This window comes from Acidovorax sp. SDU_ACID1, assembly GCF_045291395.1.
Lineage (GTDB): Bacteria > Pseudomonadota > Gammaproteobacteria > Burkholderiales > Burkholderiaceae_C > MR-S7.
In genome coordinates this window covers 149864-168792 of record NZ_CP152342.1, presented here as the reverse complement: position 1 = coordinate 168792, position 18929 = coordinate 149864, and the positions used below count along the sequence as shown (strand labels likewise).

Below are 18929 nucleotides of genomic sequence, written 5' to 3'. Positions count from 1 at the left end.
ACCCGGCACAAGCGCTGGCATGGCAGCGCTTTCGGCGGACAAAGGCCGGGAAACGCGCGCCGTTGCTGGCCCGCACGTGCTCAGCGCAAGCACGCCAAGGGCCTGGAAGCCGGCGAAGGCACCCGCCCAGCAACATTCGGTCACGCATCTTGGCACAGCGCGCACTTGGCACGGATACACTACCGGTAGTGTCTTGAACCCTACCGACACCCTAGATATAGTGTGCAGCGATGCCTGCCACTTCGTGCCCGGCGGTCAGTTCCAGCCCGCTTGGCCATTCCCGACCACACCCAGAGAGGAATACATGCAAGCTGCGCCTCATCCATCCGCCGCCGACACCGCACGGCCCTCGCACGCCTCCGCCCCGGGCGAAGAACAGGGCGCCGCGCCGGAACATCCGTACGCCCACTACCAGATCATCCGCCGCAACGGCGCGGTCGTGCCTTTCGAGCCGCAGAAGATCGCCGTGGCCATGATGAAGGCCTTCCTGGCGGTGCACGGCACGCAGGGCGCGGCCTCCGCCAGCGTGCGCGACGTGGTGGACGAGCTGACCCAGACCGTGGTGCGTGCGCTCATGCGCTCGCGCCCGAACGGCGGCACCTTCCACATCGAGGACGTGCAGGACCAGGTGGAGCTGTGCCTCATGCGCGGCAGCCACCACGAGGTCGCGCGCGCCTACGTGCTCTACCGCGAGCGCCGCGCCCAGGAGCGCGCCCAGCGCCAGGAGCAACTGCTGCCCCAGGCCGCAGCGCTGCACGTGCTGGAGAACGGCCAGCGCGTCGAGCTGGACGTGCTGCGGCTGCAGTCCCTGATCGAAGCCGCCTGCGCCCACCTGGGCGCCGACGTGCAGGCCACGCCCATCGTGGCGGAAACCATGCGCAACCTGTACGACGGCGTACCCATGGAAGAGGTGTACAAGGCCTCCATCCTCGCAGCGCGCACTCTCATCGAGAAGGATCCGGGCTATACCTATGCCACCGCGCGCCTGCTGCTGCACACCATCGTGCGCGAGGTGCTGGCCAAGGACGTCGTGCCCGCCGAGATGGGCCCGGCCTATGCGGCGCACTTCCCCCAATTCATCCACAAGGGCGTGGAGCACGAGCTGCTCGACCCGCGCCTGCTCGATTTCGACCTGCCCCGCCTCGCTGCCGCGCTGAAGGCCGAGCGCGACCAGCAGTTCGACTACCTGGGCCTGCAGACGCTGTACGACCGCTACTTCCTGCACGTGCGCAAGACGCGCATCGAGCTGCCCCAGTCCTTCTTCATGCGCGTGGCCATGGGCCTGGCACTGCAGGAGGACGACCGCAACGCGCGCGCCATCGAGTTCTACGAGCTGCTGTCGTCCTTCGACTTCATGAGCAGCACGCCCACGCTGTTCAACAGCGGCACCCTGCGCTCGCAACTGTCGAGCTGCTACCTGACCACGGTGCCCGACAACCTGGACGGCATCTACGAATCCATCAAGGAAAACGCCCTGCTGTCCAAGTTCGCGGGCGGCCTGGGCAACGACTGGACGCGCGTGCGCGCCCTGGGTGCCCGCATCAAGGGCACGAACGGCGAATCCCAAGGCGTCGTGCCCTTCCTCAAGGTAGTCAACGACACGGCCGTGGCCGTGAACCAGGGCGGCAAGCGCAAGGGCGCCGTCTGCACCTACTTGGAGTCCTGGCACCTGGACATCGAGGAGTTCCTGGAACTGCGCAAGAACACCGGCGACGACCGCCGCCGCACGCACGACATGAACACGGCCAACTGGATTCCCGACCTCTTCATGAAGCGGGTGATGGAAAAGAGCCACTGGACGCTGTTCTCCCCATCGGACGTGCCCGAGTTGCACGACCTGTACGGCCAGGCCTTCGAGCGCGCCTACCTCGCCTACGAAGCCAAGGCCGACAGCGGCGAGCTGCGGCTCTTCAAGCGCATCCCGGCCGTGGATCTGTGGCGCAAGATGCTCTCGATGCTGTTCGAGACCGGCCACCCCTGGATCACGTTCAAGGACCCGTGCAACATCCGCTCTCCGCAGCAGCACGTGGGCGTGGTGCACTCGTCCAACCTGTGCACCGAGATCACGCTCAATACCAGCGACACCGAGACCGCGGTGTGCAACCTGGGCTCGGTGAACCTCGCGCGCCACCTCAAGGACGGCAGCGTCGACCACGACAAGCTGCGCAAGACCGTGGCCACGGCCATGCGCATGCTGGACAACGTCATCGACATCAACTACTACGCCGTGGACAAGGCGCGCGACTCCAACATGCGCCACCGCCCCGTGGGCATGGGCCTGATGGGCTTCCAGGACGCGCTGTACGAGCTGCGCATTCCCTACGCGAGCGAAGCCGCCGTGGAGTTCGCCGACGCCTCCATGGAAGCCATCTGCTACTACGCCTACTGGGCCTCGACCGAACTCGCCCGGGAGCGCGGCACCTATTCCAGCTACCAGGGCTCCCTGTGGTCCCGCGGCATCCTGCCGCTGGACTCGCTGCAGCTCCTGCAGCAGGAGCGCGGCGGCCACGTGGAAGTGGACCGCACCACGCGCCTGGACTGGGATGCCCTGCGCGCCAAGATCGCCCAGGACGGCATGCGCAACTCCAACTGCGTGGCCATCGCCCCCACCGCCACCATCTCCAACATCGTCGGCGTGGACGCCTCCATCGAGCCCTCGTTCGGCAACCTGTCCGTCAAGTCCAACCTGTCGGGCGAGTTCACCGTCATCAACCAGTACCTGGTGCGCGACCTCAAGCGCCTGGACCTGTGGGACGACGTGATGGTCATGGACCTCAAGCACTTTAAGGGCTCGCTGCACCCCATCGACCGCGTGCCGCAGGACGTCAAGGCCCTGTACGCCACTGCGTTCGAGGTCGCACCCACATGGCTGGTCGAAGCCGCGGCACGCCGGCAAAAGTGGATCGACCAGGCGCAGAGCCTGAACATCTACATGGCTGGCGCCTCGGGCAAGAAACTCGACGAGACCTACAAGCTCGCATGGGTGCGGGGCCTGAAAACCACGTACTACCTGCGCACGCAGAGCGCCACGCACGTCGAGATGAGCACCGTGAACACGCGCCAGCTCAATGCCGTGTCGTCGGGCACCGACGCCGGCAAGTCCGGTGCACTCGAAGCCGCAGCGACAGCGGCGCAAGCACAGGCCGCAGCGCTGCCCGCAACGGACGTGAAGTTCTGCGCCATCGACGATCCGACCTGCGAAGCCTGCCAGTAGGCCCGCGCCGCACACACACATGCGGCCAGCGATGAACGCCCACGCACCGCATGTGTGATGAAGCAACAAATCACGGCGCAGCAACGCTTTGGTGCTTTCCATTTTGAAGCACTGCTTCCATAATCCGACCACTGGAAAACCTATGCTCACCTGGGACGACGAAGTCAAGCCCTCATCGCAAGAACATCCGAAAGGCAGTCTCTCCAACGACCGCCCGGTGGAGCTTCCGCCCACGGCTTTCCAGCAGCCCGCGCTGCAAACCGTCGAGGCCTCCACACCGCGCGCCGCCGCCGCGCCCGCCCCCGCGAATCCGCAACACCGCCGCGTCTCCGCGGTCGACAAGCGCATCATCAACGGCCAGACGGACGTCAACCAGCTGGTGCCCTTCAAATACAAGTGGGCCTGGGAAAAGTATCTCGCCACCTGTGCCAACCACTGGATGCCGCAAGAGGTGAACATGACGCGCGACATCGCGTTGTGGAAGGACCCCAATGGCCTGACGGAAGACGAGCGCCGCATCGTCAAGCGCAACCTCGGCTTCTTTGTGACCGCCGATTCGCTGGCCGCCAACAACATCGTGCTGGGCACCTACCGCCACATCACGGCGCCCGAATGCCGCCAGTTCCTGCTGCGCCAGGCCTTCGAGGAAGCCATCCACACGCACGCCTACCAGTACATCGTCGAATCGCTGGGCCTCGACGAAGGCGAGATCTTCAACGCCTACAACGAGGTCGCCTCGATCCGCGAGAAGGACCAGTTCCTGATCCCGTTCATCGAAGCGATCATGGACCCGTCCTTCCATACCGGCACGCCGGAGAATGACCAGACGCTGCTCAAGAGCCTGATCGTCTTCGCCTGCCTGATGGAGGGTCTGTTCTTCTACGTGGGCTTCACGCAGATCCTGGCGCTGGGCCGCCAGAACAAGATGACGGGCGCTGCCGAGCAGTACCAGTACATCCTGCGCGACGAGTCGATGCACTGCAATTTCGGCATCGACCTGATCAACCAGCTCAAGCTGGAGAACCCCCACCTGTGGACGCCCGAATTCAAGGAAGAGGTCAAGGGCCTGTTCCTCAAGGCGGTCGACCTGGAATACCGCTATGCCGAAGACACCATGCCGCGCGGCGTGCTCGGCATGAATGCCTCGATGTTCAAGGGCTACCTACGCTACATCGCCAACCGCCGTGCCACGCAGATCGGCCTGGAGGCGCTGTTCCCGAACGAAGAGAACCCCTTCCCCTGGATGAGCGAGATGATCGACCTGAAGAAGGAACGCAACTTCTTCGAGACGCGCGTCATCGAGTACCAATCCGGCGGAGCTCTGTCCTGGGACTGACCTTCCTTCCATCCAGGCCATGATTTTTCAACCACGCTCCTTGCAGACCGCACCCACGAGAGTGCCGGGGTCCTGGGGCGTTTTCCGCATTCGTGGCGGCGGGCATCGCCTTGTTGCCATGGATCGCTCCCTGCCCAATGCAGGCCGGGAGTGCTCTTTGCAAATCGACCCAAGGAGAAAATGATGGCAACTGCGAAGAAACCCGCTGCGAAGAAGGCAGCACCGGCAAAGAAGGCGGCAGCGCCTGCCAAGAAGGCTGTAGCGGCCAAGAAGGCAGCACCCGCCAAGAAGGCGGCAGCACCTGCCAAGAAGGCCGTAGCGGCCAAGAAGGCAGCACCCGCCAAGAAGGCGGCAGCGCCTGCCAAGAAGGCCGTAGCGGCCAAGAAGGCAGCACCCGCCAAGAAGGCGGCAGCACCTGCCAAGAAGGCCGTAGCGGCCAAGAAGGCAGCACCCGCCAAGAAGGCGGCAACGCCTGCCAAGAAGGCCGTAGCGGCCAAGAAGGCAGCACCCGCCAAGAAGGCGGCAGCGCCTGCCAAGAAGGCGGCAACGCCTGCCAAGAAGGCCGTAGCGGCCAAGAAGGCAGCACCCGCCAAGAAGGCGGCAGCGCCTGCCAAGAAGGCCGTAGCAGCCAAGAAGGCAGCGCCCGCCAAGAAGGCGGCAGCACCTGCCAAGAAGGCCGCCGCCGCGCCCAAGAAGGCAGTTCCTGCCAAGAAGGCGGTGAAGGCTCCCGCTGCCGCGCCTGCCCCTGCGGCGCAGACCACGCTGAACCCGCAGGCAGCCTGGCCTTTCCCCACCGGGGGCAAGCCCTAAGGCGACCTATCGCCTATCGGCCACGACCCGGCGCTCTGCGCCGGGTTTTTTTATGGCCGGCCGCTCCCTTCAGGCGGGGTCGAAATCCAGGACGTAGTTCTGTGGGCCCCGCTGTGCGATCTTGAGCGCGCCCATGCGGTTGCCCAGTGCGGCGCAGCGAACCAGAGGCCAGCCCCGCTCCAGCCCGAACAGCAAGGCGCCACGCCATGCGTCGCCACAGCCCGTCGGGTCCACGACCTGCGCCGGCTGTACTGGCGGCACCACCACCCGCTCGCCACGCTCCCAGACTTCGCAGCCCTCGGCGCCCAGCGTCACGACCAGACCTCGCACCTTGTGCGAGATTTCCGCCAGCGTCCAGCCCGTGCGTTCGCACAGCATCTTGCCTTCGTAGTCGTTCACGGCAACCCATGATGCCTGCTCGATGAAGCGCCGAAGCTCCTCTCCCTGGAACATGGGCAGCCCCTGCCCCGGATCGAAGACGAAGGGGATGCCCGCCTCGGCCATCTGCGCCGCGTGCTGCAGCATCGCGTCGCGCCCATCGGGCGCAATGATGCCGACCCGCAGGTCCGCGTGCGCCGCGACCCGGTTGCGGTGGGCCTGCATCATGGCCCCGGGGTGGAAGGCCGTGATCTGGTTGTTGTCGCGGTCGGTCATGATCATGGCCTGGGCCGTATAGGTATCGTCCACCTGTCCGACCAGGCCTGTGTCGATGCCCAGTTGCGCAAGGCGTGCCATGTAGTCGGCGCCATCGCTGCCCAGCATGGCCATGGGCCGGGGATCGCCTCCGAGCAGCCGAAGGCTGTAAGCGATGTTGCCTGCACAGCCCCCGAAGTCCCGGCGCAGCGACGGTACGAGAAAAGACACGTTCAGGATGTGCAGTTGCTGCGGCAGTATCTGCTCGGCGAACCGCCCCTCGAAGGTCATGATGGTGTCGAATGCCAGGGAACCGCAGATCAGTGCCGCCATGGAAAAAGGTCCAGTACAAAAGTTTCAGGGATAGAAAGCCAGGATGCGGTAGCCCGCCACCTGCGCGGCACCCGACGCCATGCGCACCGCCACGGCGCCGTTCCAGATGCCGCCGGCCGCGAGTTCCGCAGGCGCGGCCACATCGCCGGGCATCAGCACGCGGCGCAGTACCGCCTGGTCTTGCGCATCGGTCAGCGTGAGTTCCAGCGCCGGCATGGCCACCACGGTGGCCGAGGTGTTCTTGAGGCTCACCTGCAACTGGTAGGCAGAGGCATCGTCCCGCGCCTTGGCGAACGACGAGCTGTCGATGACGACGGCGGAGATGCGGCGCGGCGCCTCCAGCACGCAATGCAGGCGCGCGCACAGGTCCGCCAGCCAGGGGCGCGTGGCGGGATACCGTGCAGCCAGCGCATCGCGCTCCTGCAGCGCAACCTGCACGGCCAGCATGCAGGCCAGCACCACCGCAGCGAGCAACACGGCGGCACGTACCACGGGCTGGCGCCAGAAGGCATTGCGACGCGCGGCCCTGACGAATTCCGGCTCATCGGAGTCCGGCTCATCGGAGGGCTCGCCGGCAACCTGGGGCTCCACACCCTCTTCCTGCGCCGGCAGTGGCGCAGGGGTGGATGAAAGTGGCGGCTCTTGCACCGCTTCTGCCTCCTGCTGCGCAAGGGCAGGCGCCTCTTCCACTGATACTGCGGCGGAAGGCGCGTCCTCCACGGCTTCATGCGTCAGCAAGGAAGGCAGGGGAGGCAGGGACTCTTCGAATGGAGCAGCCTGCGGCGCCGCACTCTCCTGCGAGGCGTCAGCGATCAGAAAAGACGGAACCGGCGGATGCGGCACATGCCATGCCGGGGGCGGCGGGACGGGCGGCGCCCAGGAGGCCGATTCGGGCACCGCAACGGCCGGCTCCACGGGGTCTGCCGGCGGGAGAGGCACCCGGGCACTGCCCCAGACCTGCACGGTGTGCAGCGTGGCAGGAGCCGGGAGCGGGCGCAATGCGTCCAGCGGCATCTCCGGCAACAGGGGCGCCTGCTCCACGGCGTGCAAGTGCTGGGAGGCATCGAAGACCTGCTTGCACTGCCCGCAGCGGACCCAGCCATCCGATATGCGCAACTGGTCCGCGACGACCTTGAAGGACGTTTCGCAGAAGGGACAGCGCGTGATCTGGCTCATCGGCTGTGGATTGTAGGTGGGGTGCCCACGCCCGCGCCGCAAGCGAATGCACCGTTCTAACGGCGCGCAGTCATGAGAATCCAGCCGTCCTCGCTGTCGGCCACCTCCAGCGCCAGCCAGGGCGCATAGGCCTCCTGCAGCTCCTGCGCCTGCCGCTCCAGGATGCCGGCGAGCACCAGGCTTCCACCCTGGGCCACGTGGGCGCACAGCAAAGGCGCGAGCACCTTGAGCGGCGTGGCCAGGATATTGGCCAGAACGGTCTGGTAGCCGCCCTGCGCACGCTCGGGCAGCCCGGCGTTCACCTGCACGCCGTTGGCCTGCGCGTTCTGCCGCGTGGCCTCGACGGCCGCCGGATCGATGTCCACGGCATCGATGTCCTGCGCGCCGAACTTGGCCGCGCCGATGGCCAGGATGCCCGAGCCGCAGCCGTAGTCGAGCACGCGGCCCAGGGCGCCGTCATGCCGCGCGATCCAGCGCAGGCACATGCGCGTGGTGGGGTGCGTGCCCGTGCCGAACGCCAGGCCGGGGTCCAGCCGGATGCTGCGGCGGGCCGCCTGCGGCAGTTCGTGCCATGTCGGCACGATCCAGAAATCAGGGGTGATCTCGACGGGCGCGAACTGCGACTGCGTGAGGCGCACCCAGTCTTGCTCCTGCACGGCAGCGACGCCGAGCACGGCACAGCCCTCGAAGAAGTCCTGCGCCTGCAGCAGCCGCTGCGCCTCCTCGGCAGCGGCCTGCGTGGGGAACAGCGCGGTGACGCGGCTGCGCTGCCACCCATCGCGCGGCGCAGGCATGCCCGGCTCGCCGAACAGCGCCTGTTCGGCATCGGTCTGGGCGTCGGCATCCTCCACCGACACGCTCAGCGCCTCCAGCGCGTCGAACGCATCGCTCAGGGTCTCGACCCGGTCTTCGGGACACAGCAGACTCAACTCGAACATGGGGACATCCTTTCCGCACAAAATACATGCCAAATTGGCATCTAGCGCCCGTCCGGCAAGTGCAAGCAGCTATTAAAACAGGAGCATTCCATGAAAAAAGCTGGCACCCGTCTCCGGATGCCAGCGTGCAGGTGCCGGTGGCGGCCGCTCAGCGCTTGCGCTGGGACAGCCACTCTTCGAGATAGTGGATGTTGGTGCCGCCCGCCACGAAGTTGGCGTCCACCATCAGCTCGCGGTGCAGCGGCACGTTGGTGTTGATGCCCTCGATCACCGTCTCGGCCAGCGCCGTGCGCATGCGCGCCAGCGCCTGCTCGCGCGTATCGCCATGGACGATGATCTTGCCGATCATGGAATCGTAGTTCGGCGGCACGTAGTAGTTCGTGTACGCATGCGAATCCACGCGCACGCCCGGACCGCCCGGCGCATGCCACATGGTGATGCGGCCCGGCGACGGGGTGAACTTGTAGGGGTCCTCGGCGTTCACGCGGCATTCGATGGCGTGGCCCTGGATCTGGATCTGGCGCTGGGTGAACGGCAGCTTCTCGCCCGCGGCCACCATGATCTGCGTGCGCACGATGTCCACGCCGGTGATCCACTCGGTCACCGGGTGCTCCACCTGTACGCGCGTGTTCATCTCGATGAAGTAGAACTCGCCGTTCTCGTAGAGGAACTCGAACGTACCCGCGCCGCGGTAGCCGATCTTCTTGCACGCGGCCACGCAGCGCTCGCCGATCTTCTCAATGAGCTTGCGCGGAATGCCCGGCGCCGGCGCTTCCTCGATCACCTTCTGGTGGCGGCGCTGCATGGAGCAGTCGCGCTCGCCCAGGTAGACGGCGTTGCGGTGCTTGTCAGCCAGCACCTGGATCTCGATGTGGCGCGGGTTCTGGAGGAACTTCTCCATGTACACGGCCGGGTTGCCGAAGGCGGCCTGTGCCTCCGCCTTGGTCATCTGCACGGCGTTGACCAGCGCGGCCTCGGTGTGCACCACGCGCATGCCGCGCCCGCCGCCACCGCCGGCGGCCTTGACGATCACCGGGTAGCCGACGCTCTTGGCGATGCGGCGGATCTGCACCGGATCGTCGGGCAACTCGCCGTCGGAGCCGGGCACGCAGGGCACGCCCGCGCGGATCATGGCCTGCTTGGCCGACACCTTGTCGCCCATCATGCGGATGGACTCGGGCGTGGGGCCGATGAACTGGAAGCCGCTCTTTTCCACGCGCTCGGCGAAGTCGGCGTTCTCCGACAGGAAGCCGTAGCCGGGGTGGATGGCCTCGGCATCCGTCACCTCGGCCGCCGAGATGATGGCCGGCATGTTCAGGTACGACAGCGGCGAAGGCGCCGGGCCGATGCACACGGCTTCCTCGGCCAGCTTGACGTACTTGGCGTCGCGGTCGGCCTCGGAATAGACCATCACGGCCTTGATGCCCAGCTCATGGCAGGCGCGCTGGATGCGCAGGGCGATTTCGCCGCGATTGGCGACGAGGATCTTCTTAAACATAAGCAGGCCCTCGCATGGCGGGGGTTGGGAAACTCATCGGGCGGGTCACTCGATCACGAACAGCGGCTGGCCGTATTCGACGGCCTGGCCGTTCTCGCCCAGGATGCGGGTCACCGTGCCGCTCTTGTCGGCCTCAATCTCGTTGAGGATCTTCATGGCCTCGATGATGCAGATGGTCTCGCCTTCCTTGACCTGGCTGCCCACCTCGACGAAGGGCTTGGCCCCCGGGCTGGACGCGCGGTAGAACGTGCCCACCATGGGCGACTTCACCACATGTCCCGTGGGGGCGGCAACAGGTGCGGGCGATTCGGCCGCGGGCGCGGCCGGCGCTGTGGCGGGAGCAGCAACGGGTGCTTGCACGGGCGTGGCAACGAATTGCTGCACGACAGCGCCACCACCCTTGACGATACGCACCTTGCCTTCGGCTTCGGTGATCTCGAGTTCGGAAACATTCGACTCGGAGACCAGATCGATCAGGGTCTTGAGTTTTCGCAAATCCATGGGAGCTCCAACGGCTAAAACGGAATGGGGCGTGAATTTACTCCAATTTCGGCCTATTTCACCGAACTTTCCCCTTTTGCCATCATCTCCTTTTGACGAGACACGGCACTCACAACGTTTTGGACCACTCTTGCAGGTCCTGCGCCGTCAGCTGGCCCATTTTACGCTTCAAAATGTTGCCATCTGCCCCGAACAGCACGGTAAACGGCAATCCCCCTTTTTCGTTGCCCAGCGCACGCCCGATGTCGGATCCTGCCAGGCCACCCAGCGCGACCGGAAAATCCAGCGGCAGCCGCTGCAGGAATTGGCGCACGTTCGAGGGCTGATCGATCGCCAGGCCCACCACCTGCCAGCCCTTCGCGCGGTGCTCGGCGTGGAAGCGGTTGAGCAGCGGCAGCTCGTCCACGCACGGCGGGCACCAGGTGGCCCAGAAGTTCAGCAGCAAGGGTTTGCCCTGAAAGGACGCCATGCGCACAGCCTCGCCCGCGGGGCCGTCGAAGCTCGCGCCCCACAGTGCCTCGGCCGCGCCGTCACGTACCGGCTGGGGCTGCAGGCGCCACAACGCGAAGCCCGCACCGCCCAGCGCCGCGAGCGCACCGATGCCGACGGTGAGCCAGCGGCGGCGCGAGGTGTCGGAAGAAGCAGGAGAGAGCGAATCGTTCATGGAGCAAGAGGGGAAGAAGGCGACTCCTGCAGCAGCTTGCGCACGGCGTCGGCATCGCCGCGCGGCGCGCGGCCGCGCGCGTCGGGGCGCAGGGCACCACGCAGGTCGTCCAGATCGTAGATCAGCAGGTGCACGCCGATCTCCTCGCCCAGGACGGGCGAGCGGCTGCTCAGGCTCAGCGCGTCGACCGGCTCGCCGCGCAAGCCCGTCACCGTGCGCGGCTCGTAGTTCACGTGGTGGTCGATGAGGGCGATCTCCGCGGATTTAGAGTCGTCGCAGAACAAAGACAAATAGATATCCGACAGCCGCGTGGCCGTGCCGTGCCAGACGGCGCCGCCCAGGTAGGGACGGAAGGCCTGCATGCGCTGCATCCACACCAGCGCCAGCTCGCGCAGCGCGCGCAGCTCCATCGGCTGGGTGTCGGCATGGAAGAGGCCGATGTACTCGCGCACCGCATCCTCGACCAAGTCGTTGTCGGGCAAGGGCGTGCGCGCGGACAGGCCCAGTTCCTTGACGGCACGGCGCTTGGCCGGGCCCCACTCCATGCCCTCCTCGACAACCAGGCGGGCGGCGACGTTGGCGATTTCGGTGACGAGGGCGTTTTCCATGGCGGTGGTCCCGGGCAGACGTGGCATTGTGGACCGAATGCCATGGCGCAGCCTTGACACGGCACGGACAACGCGCACGGCACAGGGGCATTGCACGCAGCAGCCGCACGGCTCACTCCGTTTTTCATAGCTGCCTGCGCTTGACCCGCGAGCGCTGCAGGCCCATTCGACACCCCGCCTTAGAATCGGCGCCCATGCATATCCACATCCTGGGCATCTGCGGCACGTTCATGGGCGGCGTGGCCGCGCTGGCCCGCGAGGCGGGCCACCGCGTCACCGGCTGCGACGCCGGCGTCTACCCCCCATGAGCGACCAGCTGCGCGCCCTGGGGATCGAGCTCATCGAAGGCTACGGCGCCGACCAGCTCGCGCTGCAGCCCGACGTGTTCGTGGTCGGCAACGTGGTGAGCCGCGCCCGGCTGCCGGACGGCACGCCGAAGTTCCCGCTGATGGAGGCCATCCTCGACGCGGGCGCGCCCTACACCAGCGGCCCGCAGTGGCTGGCCGAGCACGTGCTGCAGGGCCGCCACGTGCTGGCCGTGGCCGGCACGCACGGCAAGACCACCACCACGTCGATGCTGGCCTGGGTGCTGGAGGCTGCGGGCTTGTCGCCGGGCTTTCTCGTGGGCGGCGTGCCGCTCGACTTCGGCATTTCCGCGCGCCTGGGCGCGCAGGCGGCGGGCCAGGAGCGGCCGCTGTTCGTGATCGAGGCGGACGAGTACGACACCGCCTTCTTCGACAAGCGCAGCAAGTTCGTGCACTACCGGCCGCGCACCGCCGTGCTGAACAACCTGGAGTTCGACCACGCGGACATCTTCGACGACCTGACCGCCATCGAACGCCAGTTCCACCACCTGGTGCGCACCGTGCCGCCCTCGGGCCGCGTGGTGGCCAACGGGCTGGAGGAAAGCCTGGCGCGCGTGCTGCACTTGGGACTCTGGAGCCAGGTGGCCACCTTCGGCGCGACGGTGAGCGACTTCACGGCGCAGGGCGAGCCGCACGATTTCGAGGTGCTGCGGCGCGGCCGCGCCGTGGCGCACGTGCGCTGGTCCCTGTCGGGCGTGCACAACCAGCTCAACGCGCTGGCCGCCATCGCAGCGGCGGAACACGTGGGCGTGGCCCCCGCCCAGGCAGCCGAGGCGTTGGCGCGCTTCCAGAACGTCAAGCGCCGCATGGAGCTGCGCGGCACCGCTGCGGGCATCCGCGTGTACGACGACTTCGCCCACCACCCCACGGCGCTGCGCACCACGCTGGACGGGCTGCGCCGCAGCATCCGGGCGGACAGCCCTGGCAGCCGCATCCTGGCCGTGTTCGAGCCGCGCAGCAACACCATGAAGCTGGGCACGATGAAGGCCCAGTTGCCATGGGCGCTGGAGGCGGCCGACCTGGCCTTCTGCCACACGGCGGGCCTGGACTGGGACGCGGCCGAGGCGCTGGCCCCGCTGGGCGCGCGGGCACGCACGGCAGCGGACATTCCCACGCTGCTGGCGCAGATCGCCGAGGCGGCCCGGCCCGGCGACCACATCGTCTGCATGAGCAACGGCAGCTTCGGCGGCATCCACGCGCGGCTGCTCGACGCGCTCTCAAAAAAATAGCTGCCAGCGCTCGCTGTACAAGCGCTGGCAGCCAATTCGGCTTAAATTTTCTGCTTTAGAAACTGACCGCCATCGCCGGCACGTCCACGCGCACGATTGGCTTGGACAGCGCCGCGACGGTGGCGCGCGCGAACTGGGACGACCAGGCCGCGTCGGCCATCAGCGTGGCGCCTGCCGCATTCGCCACGGTCAACACCTTGTCGGCCAGCAGCACCTTGCCGCTGGCGCGCAGGGGCTCGCACTCCAGGCGGGTGAATTCGTCGTCCAGCCAGCGGCGCGCTTCCTCGTGCGAGAGGGGCGTGCCCTGCGGGTCCAGCTGGAATTCCTGCCCGGGCGCCAGGGTGACCAAAACTTCGCTGTGCATGGTTCGTTGCCTTCCGTGGTAATGAATCCCCGAGCTTACACGGCGCGGCGCGCCTGCACGGCGGCGGCCAGGTCGGCCAGGCAGGCGACGGAGTCGTCCCAGCCCAGGCAGGCGTCGGTGATGCTCTTGCCGTATTCGAGCTGCGCCGCATCGTCCTTGCCGGGCGTGAACTTCTGCGCGCCGGCGTGCAGGTGGCTCTCGATCATCACGCCGAAGACGCTGCGCGAGCCGCCCGCGATCTGGCCGGCGATGTCGCGTGCCACGTCGCACTGGCGCTCGTGCTGCTTGCTGCTGTTGGCATGGCTGCAGTCCACCATCAGCGTGGCCGGCAGGCCGGCGGCCTGCAAATCCTTGCAGGCGGCCTCCACACTGGCCGCGTCGTAGTTGGGGGCCTTGCCGCCGCGCAGGATCACGTGGCAGTCCTTGTTGCCCGCCGTGTGCACGATGGCCACCTGGCCGTTCTTGTGCACGGACAGGAAGTGGTGGCCGCGGCTGGCGGACTGGATGGCGTCGGTGGCGATGCGGATGTTGCCGTCCGTGCCGTTCTTGAAGCCGATAGGTGCCGAGATGCCCGAGGCCAGCTCGCGGTGCACCTGGCTCTCGGTGGTGCGCGCGCCGATGGCGCCCCAGGAGATCAGGTCGCCGATGTACTGCGGCGAGATCACGTCCAGGAACTCGCTGCCCGCCGGCACGCCCAGGCGGTTGATGTCGATGAGCAGCTGGCGCGCGATGCGCAAGCCCTCGTCGATGCGGTAGCTGCCGTCCAGGTAGGGGTCATTGATGAGGCCCTTCCAGCCCACGGTGGTGCGGGGCTTCTCGAAATAGACGCGCATCACGACTTCCAGCGTGTCCTTGTACTGCTCGCGCACGGCCTGGAGCTTGCGCGCGTATTCCAGCGCGGCCGCCGGGTCGTGGATCGAGCAGGGGCCGAGGATGACCAGCAGGCGGTCGTCCTCGCCGGACATGATGCGCTGGATGTTGCGCCGCGTCTGCGCGATCAGCGATTCGATGCCCGAACCGCGGATGGGGAAGAAGCGGATCAGGTGTTCGGGCGGTGGAAGCACGGTGATGTCCTTGATGCGTTGGTCGTCGGTCTGGCTGGTCTTCTCGACGTTGCGGTACCAGGCATCGCTGGAAGCAGGGGCGGTCATGGGGTGTCCTCTCGGGGGTATGGAAGGGGGTCTAGGGGAAAGGCAAAAAAAACCGCCGGGCTTTTCAGCTTCGGCGGTTTTCTTTGAGAAGGGGGCTCAGTCAGGGTGCGCGCATACCTCTCATCCGCCGGGGACAGAGAACCAAAAGTAAAAGTAAAACGCGCTACGGACTGGCATGCGCTTCAATGTAGCACGGTTTGCGGCGGCGCAACATACGGGCAGCGTTGCTATGACGCTACACGCGCCAGCCAGCCACGCAGGCGCGACAGCAGCGGGCGCCTGCGCGCCGGACGCGGCGTGCGGCCCATGCCGGAGTCGCCGGGATGGGCGTCGCCCTGCTCGTACATGTCCAGCACCAGCAGCGCCTCGCCCAGCGTGCGCCAGGCCAGGCGCTCGAATTCGCCGAAGCGCTCGGCCTCCGACGGACTGCGCTGCTGCAGTGCCTCCTGCCAGCGCGCCAGCGCGTCCCGCAGCTCGCGCAGTGCGCGCTGGTAGGCGCCGAATTCGTGCAGCGCGTGCCACGCCGATCCCATGCCGGTGAGCTGGAGCTGGTGCTCGCGGGCGCAGCGCGCCAGCGCCTCGATGCTGCGCGCCACGGCCTGCGCGTCGGCGCTGGTCCGCCGCGCGCGCGTGGCGGCTTCGATGTGCTCCGACAGCGCGCCCAGGCTGCCGCGCAGTTCGCGCGTTTCCTCCTGGGCCACGCCTTCGCGCAGGAAGCGGCTCAGCCCGGCGAACGAGGCAGGCGTGTGGTGCAGCCGGCTGGAGGATGGTGCGGACATGGGGCTGCCCTGCGCCGAGTGTGCGGGCGGGGTGGGCCGCCGCGGTCAGGCGGTGCCGCCGACGGTCAGCCCGTCGATGCGCATGGTGGGCTGGCCCACGCCCACGGGCACGCTCTGGCCTTCCTTGCCGCAGGTGCCCACGCCGCTGTCCAGCCGCATGTCGTTGCCGATCATGCTGACCTTCTTGAGCGACTCGGGGCCGCTGCCCACGATGGTGGCGCCCTTGACCGGGTAGAGGATCTTGCCGTTCTCCACCCAATAGGCCTCGCTGGCCGAGAAGACGAACTTGCCGCTGGTGATGTCCACCTGCCCGCCGCCGAAGTTGGTGGCGTACAGGCCCTTCTTGATGGAAGCGACGATTTCCTGCGGATCCTTGTCGCCGCCCAGCATGTAGGTGTTGGTCATGCGCGGCATGGGGATGTGGGCGTAGCTCTCGCGGCGGCCGTTGCCCGTGGGCTTCACGCCCATCAGGCGGGCATTCATTGAATCCTGGATGTAGCCCTTGAGGATGCCGTCCTCGATGAGCACGTTGCGCTGGGTGGCGTGGCCCTCGTCGTCCACGTTGAGCGAGCCGCGGCGGTCGGCCAGCGTGCCGTCGTCCAGCACGGTCACGCCCTTGGCAGCCACGCGCTGGCCGATGCGGCCGCTGAATGCCGACGAGCCCTTGCGGTTGAAGTCGCCCTCCAGCCCGTGGCCCACGGCCTCGTGCAGCAGCACGCCAGGCCAGCCGGGGCCGAGCACCACGGTCATCTCGCCCGCGGGCGCGGGGCGCGACTCCAGGTTGACCAGGGCCGCGTTCACGGCTTCATCCACGTACTGCCCGATCTGCTCCTCGGTGAAATAGGCCAGGCCGAAGCGCCCGCCGCCGCCCGCCGAGCCCACCTCACGCCGGCCGTTCTGCTCGGCGATCACCGTGACCGACAGGCGCACCAGCGGGCGCACGTCGGCCGCCAGGGTGCCGTCGGCGCGGGCGACGAGCACCACGTCGTACTCGCTCGCCAGGCCCGCCATGACCTGCACCACGCGCGGGTCCTTGGCGCGGGCGCGCTGCTCGGCGCGCTCCAGCAGCTGCACCTTGGCCGTGCTGTCCATCGAGGCGATGGGGTCGATGTGCGGGTAGAGCGAACGGCTGCTTGCTATCTTCTTGGAAGCTACCCGCGCTTTACCAGCCTGCGCCGTGGCCGAAATCGACCGCACGGTGCGGGCGGCATCGAGCAGCGAGGCCTCGGAGATGTCGTCGGAATAGGCGAAGGCCGTCTTCTCGCCGCTCACGGCACGCACGCCCACGCCCTGGTCGATGCTGAAGGAGCCCGTCTTGACGATGCCCTCCTCCAGGCTCCAGCCCTCGCTGCGCGTGTACTGGAAGTACAGGTCGGCGTCATCCACGCGGTGCGCGCGGATCTCCGCCAGCGCGCGGGAGAGGTGGGATTCATCCAGTCCGAAGGGCGTGAGCAGCAGCTCGCGGGCCAGGCCTAAGCGTTCGATGGTGGGTTCGCGGGAGATCATCCGGGGATTGTAGGCAGCGGGGCATGCCCCCGCTTGCGCGCGGCTACGCGTCCTCGGCCTGCTGCTGGGCGCGCGCCACCGACATCAGCACCCCCAGCGCCAGCCCCAGCGTGACCATGGCCGTGCCGCCGTAGCTCACGAAGGGCAGCGGCACGCCCACCACGGGCAGGATGCCGCTGACCATGCCCATGTTCACGAAGGCATAGGTGAAGAAGATCATGGCCACGGCCGACGCCATCAGCCGGCCGAACAGCGTGGGCGCCCCCGCGGCGATGGCCAGGGCGCGCCACACCAGCAGGATGAAGCAGACGATCAGCGTGAGGTTGCCCGCCAGGCCGAACTCCTCGGAATAGGCGGCGAAGATGAAGTCGGTCGTGCGCTCGGGGATGAATTCCAGATGCGTCTGCGTACCGGCCATGAAGCCCTTGCCCCAGACGCCGCCCGAGCCGATGGCGATCATGCCCTGGATGATGTGGAAGCCCTTGCCCAGCGGGTCGCGCGTGGGGTCGAGCAGCGTGCACACGCGCTGGCGCTGGTATTCGTGCAGCACGCGCCAGTCCACGCCGTCGGCGCACAGCTGCGGCTCGAACCACACGATGAGCGCGATGCCCACCACGCCCACCAGCACCGGCGGCACCACCAGCCGCCACGGCAGGCCCGCGAAGAAGATCACCGACAGGCCCGCCGCCATCACCAGCAGCGAGGTGCCCAGGTCCGGCTGCTTCATGATCAGCCCCACGGGCACGGCGAGCAGCACGGCGGCCACCACGAAGTCCAGCGCGCGCAGCTGTCCCTCGCGCTTCTGGAACCACCAGGCCAGCATCAGCGGCGTGGCGATCTTGAGCAGCTCGCTCGGCTGGATGACCACGCCCACGTTGATCCAGCGCTGCGCACCCTTCTTGGTGATGCCGAACAGCGCCACCGCCACCAGCAGCGCCACGCCCAGCGTGTAGAGCGGCACGGCCAGCATCATCAGGCGCTGCGGCGGCACCTGCGCCACCACGAACAGGATGCCCGCCGCCAGCAGCATGTTGCGCCCGTGGTCCACGAACCGCGTGCCGTGGTCGTAGCCCGAGGAATACATGGCCGTGAGGCCGATGGAGGCCAGCACCAGCAGCAGCGCGATGAGCGGCCAGTCGAAGCCGCGCAAGAACGGCAGGATGCGCTGCGCCAGGGTGGGGGAGTCGAAGGTCGCGGTGGCCATGGTGATGTCGTGCGCCCGCGATTATCCTCGCCCCATGCCCGCCACCCACCTGCTCTACCTGCACGGCTTTCGCTCCTCGCCCCAGTCCGCCAAGGCCCGGCTGACGGCCGAGCGCGTGGCTGAACGCCACCCCGGGGTGACCTTCTGGTGCCCGCAGCTGCCGCCTTCGCCGCGCGAAGCCATGGCGCTGGTGGCGGACGGCATCGCGCCCTGGCCCCGCTCGCGCATGGCGGTGATCGGCTCCTCGCTCGGCGGCTTCTACGCGAGCTGGGTCGCGCAGCAGGCGCACTGCCCCAGCGTGCTGCTGAACCCCGCCGTCGATCCGGCGCGCGACCTCGCGCGCTACATCGGCGAGCAGACCGCCTGGCACAACCCCGAGGAGCGCTTCTTCTTCCGCCCGGAGTTCATCTCCGAGCTGCAGGCGCTCGACGTGCGCGGACTGCCGCCCGCGGGACCGGAGCTGCTCATCGCCACGCAGGGCGACGAGGTGCTGGACTGGCGCGAGATGGTGGCGCGCTACCCCCAGGCCGCCCAGCGCGTGCTGCCGGGCGGCGAGCATGCGCTGAACGACTATCCCCGGCACCTGGACGAGGTGCTGCGCTTTTGCAACCTGGTGTGAG

16 protein-coding genes and 1 pseudogene are annotated in these 18929 nt (G+C 67.6%); 5 read left to right on the top strand and 12 right to left on the bottom strand.

Annotated features, from left to right (window positions below; genetic code table 11):
- The first annotated feature begins 304 nt into the window (after positions 1-304).
- The 3 genes from AAG689_RS00750 (at position 305) to AAG689_RS00740 (ending at position 5360) form a co-directional block, all read left to right on the top strand.
- Positions 305-3214 (top strand): ribonucleoside-diphosphate reductase subunit alpha, encoded by a 2910-nt coding sequence (locus tag AAG689_RS00750; protein WP_406624366.1) that lies wholly within the window; start codon positions 305-307, stop codon positions 3212-3214.
- 142 nt (positions 3215-3356) lie between these two features.
- Complete coding sequence (locus AAG689_RS00745) at positions 3357-4550, top strand: ribonucleotide-diphosphate reductase subunit beta (RefSeq protein ID WP_020230863.1); 1194 nt, start codon at positions 3357-3359, stop codon at positions 4548-4550.
- A gap of 183 nt (positions 4551-4733) precedes the next feature.
- Positions 4734-5360, top strand: coding sequence for a histone (locus AAG689_RS00740; protein WP_406624365.1), 627 nt, complete (start codon positions 4734-4736; stop codon positions 5358-5360).
- Positions 5361-5429: 69 nt separating this feature from the next.
- On the opposite strand, the gene AAG689_RS00735 is transcribed toward AAG689_RS00740, so the two are convergent.
- From AAG689_RS00735 to AAG689_RS00705, 7 genes are all read right to left on the bottom strand, one after another.
- Entirely contained in the window at positions 5430-6326 is an 897-nt protein-coding gene (locus AAG689_RS00735) for a carbohydrate kinase family protein (RefSeq protein WP_406624364.1), read from the bottom strand.
- A gap of 24 nt (positions 6327-6350) precedes the next feature.
- Positions 6351-7502, bottom strand: a complete 1152-nt coding sequence (locus AAG689_RS00730; RefSeq protein WP_406624363.1) for a DUF3426 domain-containing protein — start codon at positions 7500-7502, stop codon at positions 6351-6353.
- Between the two features lie 56 nt (positions 7503-7558).
- The gene (gene prmA, locus AAG689_RS00725; RefSeq protein ID WP_406624362.1) at positions 7559-8440 is read right to left on the bottom strand and encodes a 50S ribosomal protein L11 methyltransferase; all 882 of its coding nucleotides are present in this window, start codon (positions 8438-8440) and stop codon (positions 7559-7561) included.
- A 148-nt stretch (positions 8441-8588) separates the two neighbouring features.
- On the bottom strand, positions 8589-9938 hold the full coding sequence (gene accC, locus AAG689_RS00720; RefSeq protein WP_020230868.1) for an acetyl-CoA carboxylase biotin carboxylase subunit: 1350 nt from the start codon (positions 9936-9938) through the stop codon (positions 8589-8591).
- Between the two features lie 45 nt (positions 9939-9983).
- A complete protein-coding gene (accB, locus tag AAG689_RS00715) occupies positions 9984-10439 on the bottom strand; it encodes an acetyl-CoA carboxylase biotin carboxyl carrier protein (protein WP_406624361.1) in 456 nt (151 codons plus the stop codon).
- A gap of 109 nt (positions 10440-10548) precedes the next feature.
- The gene (locus AAG689_RS00710) at positions 10549-11103 is read right to left on the bottom strand and encodes a TlpA family protein disulfide reductase (RefSeq protein WP_406624360.1); all 555 of its coding nucleotides are present in this window, start codon (positions 11101-11103) and stop codon (positions 10549-10551) included.
- Positions 11100-11711 (bottom strand): hypothetical protein, encoded by a 612-nt coding sequence (locus AAG689_RS00705; protein WP_406624359.1) that lies wholly within the window; start codon positions 11709-11711, stop codon positions 11100-11102. Before AAG689_RS00705 ends, AAG689_RS00710 begins: the two co-directional genes overlap by 4 nt.
- Before the next feature lie 194 nt (positions 11712-11905).
- On the opposite strand from AAG689_RS00705, the pseudogene mpl reads away from it, so the two are divergent.
- Positions 11906-13305 (top strand): annotated as a pseudogene (mpl, locus tag AAG689_RS00700) (UDP-N-acetylmuramate:L-alanyl-gamma-D-glutamyl-meso-diaminopimelate ligase).
- Positions 13306-13360: 55 nt separating this feature from the next.
- On the opposite strand, the gene AAG689_RS00695 reads toward mpl, so the two are convergent.
- From AAG689_RS00695 to rodA, 5 genes are all read right to left on the bottom strand, one after another.
- A complete protein-coding gene (locus AAG689_RS00695; protein ID WP_020230873.1) occupies positions 13361-13669 on the bottom strand; it encodes a hypothetical protein in 309 nt (102 codons plus the stop codon).
- 35 nt (positions 13670-13704) lie between these two features.
- Positions 13705-14820 carry a 3-deoxy-7-phosphoheptulonate synthase gene (locus tag AAG689_RS00690; RefSeq protein WP_406624358.1) on the bottom strand — a complete coding sequence of 372 codons (1116 nt, stop codon included), beginning with the start codon at positions 14818-14820 and terminating at the stop codon, positions 13705-13707.
- 227 nt (positions 14821-15047) lie between these two features.
- The gene (locus tag AAG689_RS00685; RefSeq protein WP_406624357.1) at positions 15048-15599 is read right to left on the bottom strand and encodes a hypothetical protein; all 552 of its coding nucleotides are present in this window, start codon (positions 15597-15599) and stop codon (positions 15048-15050) included.
- A 45-nt stretch (positions 15600-15644) separates the two neighbouring features.
- Positions 15645-17105: a metalloprotease TldD gene (tldD, locus tag AAG689_RS00680; protein WP_406624356.1), complete on the bottom strand. Its 1461-nt coding sequence runs from the start codon at positions 17103-17105 to the stop codon at positions 15645-15647.
- A gap of 43 nt (positions 17106-17148) precedes the next feature.
- Positions 17149-18309, bottom strand: coding sequence for a rod shape-determining protein RodA (gene rodA / locus AAG689_RS00675; protein ID WP_406624355.1), 1161 nt, complete (start codon positions 18307-18309; stop codon positions 17149-17151).
- A 34-nt stretch (positions 18310-18343) separates the two neighbouring features.
- Between rodA and AAG689_RS00670 the strand changes: the two genes are divergently transcribed.
- Complete coding sequence (locus tag AAG689_RS00670) at positions 18344-18928, top strand: YqiA/YcfP family alpha/beta fold hydrolase (protein WP_406624354.1); 585 nt, start codon at positions 18344-18346, stop codon at positions 18926-18928.
- Position 18929: the final 1 nt, after the last annotated feature.